Origin of the sequence: Streptomyces graminilatus, from assembly GCF_001418565.1 — a bacterium.
GTDB lineage: Bacteria > Actinomycetota > Actinomycetes > Streptomycetales > Streptomycetaceae > Streptomyces > Streptomyces graminilatus.
Map to the genome: position 1 here is coordinate 1 of NZ_LIQQ01000739.1, position 11,582 is coordinate 11,582.

The 11,582-nt window shown below is 68.7% G+C and carries 14 protein-coding genes and 3 pseudogenes; 7 read left to right on the top strand and 10 right to left on the bottom strand.

Annotation, left to right across the window (positions count from 1 at the left end; translation table 11 throughout):
* Positions 1–52 precede the first annotated feature (52 nt).
* The gene (locus AOK08_RS40860) at positions 53–802 is read right to left on the bottom strand and encodes a helix-turn-helix transcriptional regulator (RefSeq protein ID WP_422125822.1); all 750 of its coding nucleotides are present in this window, start codon (positions 800–802) and stop codon (positions 53–55) included.
* 105 nt (positions 803–907) lie between these two features.
* On the opposite strand from AOK08_RS40860, the gene AOK08_RS40865 reads away from it, so the two are divergent.
* The 6 genes from AOK08_RS40865 (at position 908) to AOK08_RS40880 (ending at position 2,788) form a co-directional block, all read left to right on the top strand.
* Entirely contained in the window at positions 908–1,087 is a 180-nt protein-coding gene (locus AOK08_RS40865) for a hypothetical protein (RefSeq protein ID WP_055535514.1), read from the top strand.
* Positions 1,088–1,268: 181 nt separating this feature from the next.
* Positions 1,269–1,484 carry a hypothetical protein gene (locus tag AOK08_RS40870; RefSeq protein ID WP_055535516.1) on the top strand — a complete coding sequence of 72 codons (216 nt, stop codon included), beginning with the start codon at positions 1,269–1,271 and terminating at the stop codon, positions 1,482–1,484.
* A gap of 163 nt (positions 1,485–1,647) precedes the next feature.
* Positions 1,648–1,842, top strand: coding sequence for a hypothetical protein (locus tag AOK08_RS44255; RefSeq protein WP_079054571.1), 195 nt, complete (start codon positions 1,648–1,650; stop codon positions 1,840–1,842).
* Positions 1,839–2,057, top strand: coding sequence for an RHS repeat-associated core domain-containing protein (locus tag AOK08_RS40875; RefSeq protein WP_055535518.1), 219 nt, complete (start codon positions 1,839–1,841; stop codon positions 2,055–2,057). Before AOK08_RS44255 ends, AOK08_RS40875 begins: the two co-directional genes overlap by 4 nt.
* 149 nt (positions 2,058–2,206) lie before the next feature.
* Positions 2,207–2,383, top strand: coding sequence for a hypothetical protein (locus AOK08_RS46270; RefSeq protein WP_157877022.1), 177 nt, complete (start codon positions 2,207–2,209; stop codon positions 2,381–2,383).
* A 96-nt stretch (positions 2,384–2,479) separates the two neighbouring features.
* Positions 2,480–2,788 carry a hypothetical protein gene (locus tag AOK08_RS40880; protein WP_055535520.1) on the top strand — a complete coding sequence of 103 codons (309 nt, stop codon included), beginning with the start codon at positions 2,480–2,482 and terminating at the stop codon, positions 2,786–2,788.
* Between the two features lie 99 nt (positions 2,789–2,887).
* On the opposite strand, the pseudogene AOK08_RS44260 reads toward AOK08_RS40880, so the two are convergent.
* From AOK08_RS44260 to AOK08_RS45335, 8 genes and pseudogenes are all read right to left on the bottom strand, one after another.
* A pseudogene (locus AOK08_RS44260) lies at positions 2,888–3,028 on the bottom strand (ATP-binding protein); the annotation flags it as partial.
* Positions 3,029–3,297: 269 nt separating this feature from the next.
* A pseudogene (locus tag AOK08_RS49050) lies at positions 3,298–3,837 on the bottom strand (IS630 family transposase); the annotation flags it as partial.
* Positions 3,838–4,003: 166 nt separating this feature from the next.
* A pseudogene (locus tag AOK08_RS49055) lies at positions 4,004–4,168 on the bottom strand (helix-turn-helix domain-containing protein); the annotation flags it as partial.
* Positions 4,169–4,244: 76 nt separating this feature from the next.
* A complete protein-coding gene (locus tag AOK08_RS40890) occupies positions 4,245–4,916 on the bottom strand; it encodes a potassium-transporting ATPase subunit C (RefSeq protein WP_055535523.1) in 672 nt (223 codons plus the stop codon).
* A gap of 23 nt (positions 4,917–4,939) precedes the next feature.
* Positions 4,940–7,075 (bottom strand): potassium-transporting ATPase subunit KdpB, encoded by a 2,136-nt coding sequence (gene kdpB, locus AOK08_RS40895; RefSeq protein WP_055535532.1) that lies wholly within the window; start codon positions 7,073–7,075, stop codon positions 4,940–4,942.
* Positions 7,076–7,119: 44 nt separating this feature from the next.
* A complete protein-coding gene (kdpA, locus tag AOK08_RS40900; RefSeq protein ID WP_055535525.1) occupies positions 7,120–8,784 on the bottom strand; it encodes a potassium-transporting ATPase subunit KdpA in 1,665 nt (554 codons plus the stop codon).
* An 8-nt stretch (positions 8,785–8,792) separates the two neighbouring features.
* Positions 8,793–8,882, bottom strand: a complete 90-nt coding sequence (gene kdpF / locus AOK08_RS40905) for a K(+)-transporting ATPase subunit F (RefSeq protein ID WP_055535527.1) — start codon at positions 8,880–8,882, stop codon at positions 8,793–8,795.
* Positions 8,879–9,124 carry a hypothetical protein gene (locus AOK08_RS45335; RefSeq protein WP_157877023.1) on the bottom strand — a complete coding sequence of 82 codons (246 nt, stop codon included), beginning with the start codon at positions 9,122–9,124 and terminating at the stop codon, positions 8,879–8,881. Before AOK08_RS45335 ends, kdpF begins: the two co-directional genes overlap by 4 nt.
* Here AOK08_RS45335 and AOK08_RS40910 point away from each other — a divergent pair.
* Entirely contained in the window at positions 9,123–9,650 is a 528-nt protein-coding gene (locus tag AOK08_RS40910) for a hypothetical protein (protein ID WP_055535530.1), read from the top strand. The two genes, AOK08_RS45335 and AOK08_RS40910, sit on opposite strands and share 2 nt — an antisense overlap.
* Positions 9,651–9,671: 21 nt before the next feature.
* Here the strand turns inward: AOK08_RS40910 and AOK08_RS40915 are convergent.
* Positions 9,672–11,582 (bottom strand): potassium transporter Kup (locus tag AOK08_RS40915; protein WP_055535534.1); only part of this gene is annotated, 1,911 nt, incomplete at its 5' end.

Consider the following 11,582-nt stretch of genomic DNA (forward strand, 5'->3'; position numbering starts at 1 on the left):
GGCCAGTGGCTGAGGGCTGGGACTGGTGGCTGGGGGACAACCGGGGCGCACTCTACTGGGCGGTGGGCGGGCGCCGGTACGTGTCGGCCAGGGCTGCGATCGTCTGCGCCATCCGGGCTCTCAATTCGAGGGGTGCCACGACCTCGGCCTCCGCGCCGAGCCGTAGCAGCATGCCAACGGCGTGATCGACGGACTCGGTGGGGATGACGACCTGGACGCGGCCGTCGGGGCCCGGTGGCCCGGCGCTGTTCCGGGCGGCTCGTGCCACTGCCGGTTCCATGAGGTCCGGAAGCTGTTCGAGGATCCGTGGCGAGAGCCGTACCACTGCGTCGCCTTGGTGGCGGCGAGCGTCGAAGTCGGTCACGGCGGCCAGATGCGGGGTGGCATCTGTTTCGGCGTACCAGCCGGAGGTGTCCAGGTGGAAGCGCTGCCGTATCTCGCCGGTCCGGTCGCGTAGTTCGTCGGGCAGCGCGGCCCTCAGTTTGAGCTGGGCGGCGGCGAGGACGGTGCCGAGCCCGAGGTCCGCGGCCGGTCCGGGCAGCCCGGCCAGGGAGAGCGCCTCCGCCTCCTCGCCGGTCAGTCCGGTCAGCCTGGTGCGGTAGCCGTCGACCAGCCGGTAGCCACCGTCGTGGCCTGGATCGCCGTAAAGGGGGACGCCGGCGGCGGCGAGCGACTCCATGTCCCGGTACACGGTGCGGACCAGGAAGCACGAAGCCTCCGGCGGGGCCGGAGGCCGTGGGTGTCTTGTCCGGGGTCGCTGTCGGCCCCGTAGCAGTTGGTCTTGGACCCGGTCTGGCTCCAAGTGCCTCCACTGTTGGTTTCGGTGGTCCAGGCGGCCCCCTGCCGTCCACCAGCAGGCCGCAATGCCGGAGCTGCTGGAAGGCCGTGCCACCGACCCGGAGACGTGGTGCACACCCCGGAGAACCTCGCCCGGTCTGCCGCCTTCAAGCTTGAGGCCGACGCCCGTGGACGTGCCGTCGCCGAACAGCGGGCCAAGCAGCCGGAGCGGCAGGCCATGGACGCGGTCGGTCCGGCCGACCAGCAGCAGCGTAACTCCCGGGGGAGGGGGTGCGGCCGCGGGTGTTGAAGGGGGACAGGCCGGCCAGTTCGTGGAGGTGCAGTGCATTGCCGACGTGCTGGTCAAGGCCCGAAATCTAGTCGGGGAAAAGCGTTTTGCCGCCAACGATCAGTAATCGACCCACCGCACGGAGCGGTTCGGGGTTACCTGTGAGCTGGGACGTTCGGGTCTGACGGGGAGGGCTGGCCGCGTGGTTCTGACGATCAATGTGGCGGTGCTGCTGGCGGTCATCATCGTCATGCGGCTGCGGCGGCGTACGCAGGCCCGGAGCCGGAACGACGAGCAGTTGACCGTCGTCATCGTGTTGGTCTTCGGCGTGCTGATCGCCCCCACCGCGTTCGGCCAGACCGTCTTCGATGTCGTCGGCCAACTCGCGCGGGGCGTCACACAGTCGGGCAGCCCCTGAACTCTGTGAACCCTGCCCGTCCAACGGCGCCATCCCTACCCGCCCTGCGGGACGGGGGACGAAGTCGTCGGGCCAGGTGCCGGGACGCGACCGGCAGACGGGCCCCGGCACCTGGCAGGCGTCGGAGAGGCTACAGGGAGACCAGCCGAAACTGGAGGCTCCGATGGTTGATCCGATCCAGCCGCTCTCCCCGGAGCGGCTGGCGCGGCTGAAGGAGCTCACCGATGCGTCCCGGCTGCGGGTGGCGCTGTACCCGCCTCCGAAGCCGCCGCGCCGTCGACGCACCCGGCAGTACCCCAGCGGCAGGCCGAACCCGCCGTGGCAGCCCGTGCACCACCGCAGACACCGCCGGGGATGAACCAAACGTCGGTCACGCCCGCGTTCACGGCGAAGTCCACCGACGCGGACGGCGGCAACGTCAGGATGGGCGCTCGCGGCTACAACACGGCCACGGGACGGTTCGGCCAGGTCGACTCGGTGTCCGGCGGCTCCGCCAACGCCTACGACTACGGTGACCAGAACCCGCTCACGCAGTACGACCCCGAGGGCACCAGCACCTACGGTTCGTGCTAAACCGGCACCTACCACAAGACGTGCTCGGTCTACCTGAGCGAGTACGCCACCACCATGCTCATCGACGCCCTGGTGTTCGGTGCCACGGTCGCGGGCGCCTGCGCGGCCGCCGGCGCCCTCTCGCTCATCGGTACGCCGGCGGCGGCGGTGTGCGGGGCATCTCGGCCGTCGCCTACGTCACGGCGGCCGGCCTGGACTGGATCGATGACGCGGGACACAACCACGGCATCTACTTCCGGGTGTACTTCGCCGCGTACTGGACCTGGTCGAACTGGAGCTGGCACAAGCACTGGACGCCGGTCGGGGGTTACGTCTGGCACCGGTAGTCCCCCCATGTAACCGCGCGGCGGGACGCTTTCCCGACCCGCCGCGGCACGATTCGCGATTCAAGCGATCAGCACAGAAATGAGGCGAGTACGAGCATGAACACCGGCACCGCAGACGTCGTCACGTATGTCACTGGGTTCGCAGTGGGAGCTTTCCTGATCGCAGACGGCTTGCTCCGTGTGCGCGGTATCGACTGGTCACCGCGGCGCCGCAGGTCCGGGACGGCCTTTCCGGTCCGGATCAGCCTGATGGCCGGCGTGGGGATATGCCTCATCGCCGCCTCACGCATCCCCTCCGGCCACAGGCTGCTGTGGGACGCGCTCCTCATGACTCCGGGGACCCTGCTCTTCGTGTGGTCCATGGTCCTTCTGGTGAGATCGGCGAGATCTCGCGAGGAGGCATAGCCGCAAAACCCGCGTCAGCCCTGCTGCCGTGGAACACCGCGCCCCCGCACCCGCCCCCGTACCCGGGTGGCGGGCGCGGTGTTCCACGGCCCACGGTCAGATGAGCATGTGAGACTTGCCGGTGCCGGAGTCGCCGGTCAGGCAGAGCGGCTGGCTCTTCATGATCCATTCGCAGCTGGCGAGGGTGTGGATGGTGGCCGCGTCGATATTGGGGTTGGCGTCGAAGCCGAAGGCCTCCAGCACGCCATCGGCCTCGCCGAGCTTGCCGGCGACGTATTCCTTGCAGGTCCTCGCGGATGACCCGGCGGAAAGACCAGGTCAGACAGCGAAGTCCTGCTGGAGTACCAGTGAGCTGGTCCGGAGATTCTTGAGCAGTAGCGGCAGATGCGGTCGATGATCTGGTCGGCGGTCCTGGTCCACTTGAAGGGCTTGGCGTTGCTGTTCCAGATCTTGATCCAGTCCTCAAGTGCGGTCTTGAGTTCATCGAGGGAGCAGAACACGCCGCGTTCCAGGCAGCGCCGTTCCAGCTCGGCGAACCACCGCTCGACCTGGTTGATCCACGATGAGTAGGTCGGGGTGAAGTGCAGGTGGAAGCGCGGGTGCTCCACCAGCCGCCGATGAACCACTGGCGCTTTGTGGGCGGAGAGGTTGTCGCAGATCACGTGGACCGCCAGGCCGGGATCGGTCTGGCGGTCGATCTCGTCCGGAAAGTCGCGGAAGTCCACCGCCCGGTGCCGCGCGGACAGCTTCCCGATCACCTTGCCGGTGGCGGTGTTCAGGGCTGCGAACAGGTCCACGGTACCGTGCCGGACGTAGTCGAGGCTGCGCCGCTCCCGGGGTGCCCGGGACCATCGGCAGCACCGGTGGCTCCGCTCCAGGGCCTGCACCTGGGGCTTCTCGTCCACCGCGAACACCGCCGCATTGGCCGGCGGTGCCAGATACAGGCCCACCACGTCCCGGATCTTGTCGATCAGCAGCGGATCCGGGGAAATCTTGACGTTCTCCGTCCGCCAGGGCTGGAGCCCAAAGGCCCGCCAGATGCGGAGCACGCTGGTCGGTGAGATCCCCCACCCGCTTGGCCGGCTCCCGCTTCGACCGGTGCGTGGCCCCCACGGGCGTCTCCTCCAGCGTGCGCACCACCACCTCCTCCACCGGAGAGTCGGTGATGGTGCGCGGTACTCCCGGACAAGGCTCGTCGCCCAGCCCGTCAAGCCGGTCCCGCACGAACCACGCCCGCCAGCAGTTCACCGTGGTCCGCGAGACCCCTGACTCCCGCGCCACAGCGGCATTCGACTGCCCCTCAGCGCACTTCAGCACGATCCGCGCCCGTTTGGCCAAGCCCTGCGCCGTCCGACGTCGACGCGCCCACCCCTGCAACACAGTCAGCGGGAGTCGGCGAGGCCCGGATGTTCTCCGGCTCCGCCTTCTCCCGTACGGATCATCGTGTTACGCGGCCTCAACTCACCTTCTCCACAAGCTCCTTGAGCCCGATGTTGAGTTCCAGCACGTTCACGCGGGGTTCGCCGATGAAGCCGAGGGTGCGGCCTTCGGTGTGGGCGTCGACCAGTTTGCGTACCTGGGCGACGGACAGGCCGTTGCGGTCGGCGATCCGGTGGATCTGGAGGTCGGCGTAGGCCGGGGAGATGTCAGGGTCGAGGCCCGAGCCGGAGGACGTGACCGCGTCGGCGGGTACGGCCGAGGGGCTGACCGTGTAGCCGGGGACGGAGTTGTCCTTGATGACCGCCGCCTTGGCCGCGGTGACCCAGGCGATGAGGTCCTTGTTGTCGCCGGAGCGGTTGGTCGCGCCGGAGAGGATCAGTTTGTACCGGGTGTTGACGGTGTTGCTGCCGAGGCCGTTCTGCGGGCGGCCCTGGAACCACTTCAGGTCGGGGGCGGGGGTCTGCTCGCCCTTCCTCAGCGGCAGGTTGTACGCCTGGCCGATCAGGGACGAGCCGACGACCTTGCCGTCCGCCCTGATCTCCGAGCCGTTCGCCCTGCCGGGGAAGATCCCCTGGGCGATGCCGGTGACCGCCAGCGGATAGATCACGCCCGTGACCAGGGTGAGCACGAGCAGGGCTCGCAGGCCCGCCCACAGCAACCGGGCCGTGTTCGTAACCGAGTTGTTCATGGGATCAGCACGCTTTCAGGGAGTTACAGCCCGGGGATGAGGGAGATCAGCAGGTCGATGAGCTTGATGCCGATGAAGGGGGCGATCAGGCCGCCGATGCCGTAGATCGTGAGGTTGCGGCGGAGCATCCTGTCGGCGCTCATCGGCTTGTAGCGCACGCCCCGCAGGGACAGCGGCACCAGCGCGATGATGATCAGCGCGTTGAAGATGACCGCCGAGAGGATCGCGGAGTCCGGCGAGGACAGGTGCATGATGTTCAGCTTGTCCAGGCCCGGGTAGACGGCCGCGAACAGCGCCGGGATGATCGCGAAGTACTTCGCCACGTCGTTGGCGATCGAGAACGTCGTCAACGCTCCCCGGGTGATGAGGAGTTGCTTGCCGATCTCGACGATCTCGATCAGCTTGGTGGGGTTGGAGTCGAGGTCCACCATGTTCCCGGCCTCCTTGGCGGCCGAGGTTCCGGTGTTCATGGCCACGCCCACGTCCGCCTGCGCGAGGGCCGGCGCGTCGTTCGTGCCGTCACCGGTCATCGCGACCAGCTTGCCGCCCGCCTGCTCCCGCTTGATGAGCGCCATCTTGTCCTCGGGAGTGGCCTCCGCGAGGAAGTCGTCGACGCCCGCCTCCTCGGCGATCGCCTTGGCGGTCAGCGGGTTGTCGCCCGTGATCATGACCGTCTTGATGCCCATCCGGCGCAGCTCGTCGAACCGCTCGCGCATGCCCTCCTTGACGACGTCCTTGAGGTGGATGACGCCCAGGATCCGTGCCCCGTCGCTGTCCTCCACGGCCACCAGCAGCGGTGTACCGCCCGCCTCGGAGATCCGGTCGGTGAGCGCGCCGGCGTCCTCCGAGACGACACCACCCTGTTCCCGTACCCACGCGACGACCGAACCGGCGGCGCCCTTGCGGATCCTGCGCCCGTCCACGTCCACGCCCGACATCCGGGTCTGGGCGGTGAACGCGATCCACTCGGCGCCGGCCAGCTCGCCCTGGTGCCGCTCGCGCAGCCCGTACCTCTCCTTCGCCAGTACGACGATGGAGCGGCCCTCGGGTGTCTCGTCGGCCAGCGACGACAACTGGGCCGCGTCCGCCACCTCGGCCTCCGTCGTGCCCGCCACCGGCACGAACTCCGACGCCTGCCGGTTGCCGAGCGTGATGGTGCCCGTCTTGTCCAGCAGCAGTGTGGAGACGTCACCGGCGGCCTCGACCGCGCGGCCCGACATCGCCAACACGTTCCTCTGCACCAGGCGGTCCATGCCCGCGATGCCGATCGCGGAGAGCAGCGCGCCGATCGTGGTCGGGATCAGGCAGACCAGCAGCGCCACCAGCACGACCATCGACAGGTGCGAGCCCGCGTAGTCGGCGAACGGCGGCAGGGTGGCGACGGCCAGCAGGAACACTATGGTCAGCGACGCGAGCAGGATGTTCAGCGCGATCTCGTTCGGCGTCTTCTGCCGGGCCGCGCCCTCCACCAGGGCGATCATGCGGTCGATGAAGGTCTCGCCGGGTTTCGTCGTGATCTTTACGACGATCCGGTCGGAGAGGACCTTCGTGCCGCCGGTGACCGCGCTTCGGTCGCCGCCCGACTCGCGGATGACCGGCGCCGACTCCCCGGTGATGGCCGACTCGTCGACGGACGCCACGCCCTCCACGACGTCACCGTCACCCGGGATGATGTCCCCGGCCTCGCAGACGACCCGGTCCCCGATGCGCAGCTCGGTGCCCGGCACCTGTTCCTCGGACTTCCCGTCCGGGGTCAGCCGCCGCGCGACCGTGTCGGTCTTCGCCTTGCGCAGCGTGTCCGCCTGGGCCTTGCCCCGGCCCTCGGCGACCGCCTCCGCCAGATTGGCGAAGATCACGGTCAGCCAGAGCCAGGCACTGATCGCCCAGCCGAACCAGTCGCCCGGCTCCTTGAAGGAGAACACCGTCGTCAGGACCGACCCGACGAGGACCACGAACATCACCGGGGACTTGACCATCACGCGCGGGTCGAGCTTGCGGCAGGCGTCCGGCAGCGACTTGAGCAACTGCCTGGGGTCGAACAGCCCCCCGCCGACCTTGCTCTCGTCCTTGTGGCCGGTGGGCACATCGCTGTGCGGCGCCCGTGCCGGGGCAGGGGTCGGAGTCTGGGTGGGAGTCGGGGTCTGGGTCGATGTGGACATCGAGTCCTCTTGCTTCTCTATCCGGTGGTTCTCTTCCCGGGTGGTCATGAGGCCAGCCCCTCGGCCAGCGGGCCCAGCGCGAGCGCCGGGAAGTAGGTCAGACCGGTGATGATGAGGATCGCGCCCACCAGCAGGCCGGTGAACAGCGGCTTCTCGGTCCGCAGGGTGCCCGCGGTGACCGGCACCGGCCGCTGCTCGGCCAGCGATCCCGCCAGTGCCAGCACGAACACCATCGGCAGGAACCGGCCCAGGGCCATCGCAAGCCCCAGCGTCGTGTTGAACCACTGGGTGTTCGCGTTCAGCCCGGCGAAGGCCGAGCCGTTGTTGTTGGCGGCCGACGAATACGCGTAAAGGATCTCGGAGAAGCCGTGCGCCCCGCTGTTGGCCATCGAGTGGCCGGGCGTCGGCAGCGCCATCGCCGCCGCCGTGAAGACGAGCACCAGGGCCGGGGTGACGAGGATGTAGCAGGCCGCGAACTTGATCTCGCGGGTGCCGATCTTCTTGCCGAGGTACTCGGGCGTACGGCCGACCATGAGGCCGGCGATGAACACCGCGATGACCGCCATGATCAGCATGCCGTAGAGGCCGGAGCCGGTGCCGCCGGGCGCGATCTCGCCCAGTTGCATGCCCAGGATCGTGATGCCGCCGCCCAGCCCGGTGAACGAGGAGTGGAAGGAGTCCACCGCGCCCGTGGACGTCAGCGTCGTCGACACCGCGAAGATCGACGAGGCGCCGACCCCGATGCGCTGTTCCTTGCCCTCCATCGCCCCGCCGGCGATGTCGAACGCCGGCCCGTGGTGGGCGAACTCCGTCCACATCATCAGGGCGACGAAGCCGACCCAGATGGCCGCCATCGCGGCGAGGATCGCGTACCCCTGCTTGAGGCTGCCGACCATCCGGCCGAACGTCCGGGTCAGCGCGAACGGGATCACCAGCAGCAGGAAGATCTCGAACAGGTTGGTGAACGGCGTCGGGTTCTCGAAGGGGTGCGCGGAGTTGGCGTTGAAGTAGCCGCCCCCGTTCGTCCCGAACTCCTTGACGGCCTCCTGCGAGGCGACCGCGCCCCCGTTCCACTGCTGCGACCCGCCCATGAACTGGCCGACCTCGTGAATGCCGGAGAAGTTCTGGATGACCCCGCACGCGACCAGGACGACCGCGGCGACGACACAGAACGGCAGCAGGATGCGTACGACACCACGCACCAGGTCGGACCAGAAGTTGCCCAGCTCACCGGTACGTGATCGGGCCAACCCGCGTACGAGGGCCACCGCGACGGCGATACCGACGGCCGCCGAGACGAAGTTCTGGACGGCGAGACCGGCGGTCTGCACGAGGTGGCCCATGGCCTGCTCGCCGTAGTACGACTGCCAGTTGGTGTTCGTCACGAACGACACGGCGGTGTTGAACGCCTGGTCCGGATCGATCGAGGAGAAGCCGAGCGAGCCCGGCAGGACGCCCTGGAGCCGCTGGAGGAGGTAGAGGAACAGGACACCCACGAACGAGAAGGCGAGGACACCGCGCAGGTACGCGGGCCAGCGCATCTGGGTGTCCGGGTCGGCGCCGATGGCCTTGTAGATCCACTTCTCGACGCGCAGGTGCTTGTCGGAGGAGTAGACCCTGGCCATGTAGTCGCCGAGGGGAACGTAGGCGAGCCCCAGCGCCACGATCAGCGCGAGCAACTGGAGGACGCCGGCGAGTACGGGACCCATATGCGATCTCAGAACCTCTCCGGGAAGATCAGGGCGAGGACGAGATAGCCCAGCAGGGCGACGGCCACGATCAGGCCGACCATGTTCTCGGCGGTCACAGCTTGGTCACTCCCTTGGCGGCGAGAGCCACCAGCGCGAACACCGCGATCGTGATGATGACGAAGGCCAGATCGGCCATCGCGAACTCCTGGGGTGAGGTTCGACGGAAACGGACAATCAGAGGAAAGCTCCCCTTTGGCCGGATCGGACCGCCCGTTGACGGCTCCCTTACGGGGATGCCCCTGGCCTTGACGGGACTCATACGCCACGACCCCGCCCGGCCGCCTACCGTCGGAGACATGGCACGGAGCACACCGGTGACACCGGCCGCACCGGAACGCGACCGTCGCTGGCCCGGCAGCGCACGGTTCGCGATCGGCTGTGGCCTGCTGTTCTGCGCCATGAGCCTTCTCGTCGACTGGGACGCGGGAACCCTGACGCCTCTTCGCGCCCTGCTCTGGTCGGGCCTGTCCGTCGCGCTGTTCGCCGTACTGCTGCCGCCGCAGGTGAGCTCGGGCCCCGGCTGGCTGGCCGTACAGACCCTCTCGCGCCGGGTCGTCATCCGCACGGACGCGCTGACGGCCGTACGCCAGTACGAGGGTGTCTCCGCCCACCTGGTCCTCCAGGACGCCGACGGCCGCCACCTGGAGCTCGACCCCCGGACCCTCGCCGCCAACCCCCTGCTCTGGCACGAGCTCGACACGGGCGTCCGGCGCTCGCTGGAACACGGAACGCTGCGCGACGGAGCGGAGGTCATCGACCGGCTGGGCCATCGCATCGACGACGAGACGGCTCGGGCCGTACTCCGGGAGTCGGGACTCTCCTGACGCGGAGGACCGGCAGCGCGGCTACACCTCGATGTGCGAGCCCATGATGACCGTACGGTCCTGGGGGAGGCCGAAGTGTTCGGCGGCGTCGGCCGTGATGTGGGAGGTGGCGATGAACAGCCGTTTGCGCCAGGGCGCCATGGTCGGAGCCTTGCCGCGCCGGATCTCGATCTTCGACAGGAAGTACGACGCCTGGTCGAGCCGCAGCGGCCCCTCGGTCTCGGCCTCGTCCAGCAACGCCAGCGTGCCGGGCACGTCCGGTGTCTCCATGTAGCCGAAGCGGGCGGTGACGTGGACGATCCCGTCGTCGGCGTAGCCGAGGCCGTCGACGACGATCCGGCGGTCGGCCGGGACGCGTGGCACGGGCTCGGTCTCGATGGAGAGAATCACGACGTGCTCGTGCCGTACGTGGTTGTGCTCCACGTTGGCCCGCATGGCCAGGGGCGCCGTCTCCTTGCCCCGGTTGAGGAAGACGGCCGTGCCCGGCACCTGGCGCTCCGCCGTCTCCCCGCTGCGCAACTGGTCGACGAACTCACGCAGGGAACCCTCGTGGCGGGCCCGCTCCGCGGTGACCACGGCGCGACCGCGCTGCCAGGTCGTCATGACGGTGAACGCGGTGACAGCGATCAGCAGCGGCAGCCACGCGCCGTGGACGAGCTTGGTCAGGTTGGCCGCCACGAACAGCAGGTCGACGAAGAGCAGTAGGCTCGCGCCGATCGCGACCAGCCAGACGGGCGTACCCCATTTCGCGCGGGCGACGTAGAAGAACAGCAGGGTGGTGATGGTGATCGTGCCCGTGACCGCCATGCCGAACGCGAAGGCCAGCGCGGCGGAGCTGCGGAACGCGAAGACCAGGGTGAGGACCGAGACCATCAGCAGCCAGTTGATCCAGGGGACGTAGATCTGGCCGACCGTGGATTCGGAGGTGTGCGCGATCCGCAGCCTCGGCAGATAGCCGAGCTGGGCCGCCTGGGAGGCGACCGAGTACGCCCCGGTGATCACCGCCTGGGAGGCGATCACGGTGGCCGCCGTGGCCAGCAGGATCATCGGCCACCGTCCCCAGTCGGGCACGAGCAGGAAGAACGGGCTGCTGATGTTGTGCGGATCGTCGAGGATCAGCGCGCCCTGGCCTAGATAGCTCAGGACGCAGGCGGGGAAGACGAGGCACATCCAGCCCCGGGTGATCGCCCGGCGGCCGAAGTGCCCCATGTCCGCGTAGAGCGCCTCCGCGCCGGTGACCGCGAGCACGATCGCGGCGAGCGCGAAGAAGGCGGTGCCGAAATGGCCGAACAGAAAGCCCAGGGCATAGCTCGGCCACAGCGCCCTGAGGATGTCCGGGTGGTCGGCGATACCGGAGACACCGCACGCGCCGATGACCGTGAACCAGAGGATCATCACCGGCCCGAACACCCGGCCCACGGCCGCGGTTCCCTGGCGCTGCACCAGGAACAGCGCCACGATGATCGCCGCGGTGACCGGTACGACCGCGCTGTGCAGCGACGGTTCGACGACCTTGAGCCCCTCGACGGCGGACAGCACCGAGATGGCCGGAGTGATCATGCTGTCGCCGAAGAACAGCGACGCGCCGAAGATGCCCAGCGCGGCCAGCACCACGGCGGCTCGCCGGCCCTGCTGCGAGCTCCACCGCCGCAACAGGGTGATGAGCGCCATGATGCCGCCCTCGCCCTCGTTGTCGGCGCGCATCGCGAGCAGCACGTACGTGACCGTGACGATGACCATCACCGACCAGAACACCAGCGACACCACGCCGTACACGTTGTCCGTGGTGACCGGCACGGGGTGCGGGTCGTCGGGGTTGAACACGGTCTGGAGGGTGTAGATCGGGCTGGTCCCGATGTCACCGAAGACCACACCAAGAGCCCCGACAACGACAGCGAGCCGCACCACGTCCCGCCCACTCCCCCGAGGACC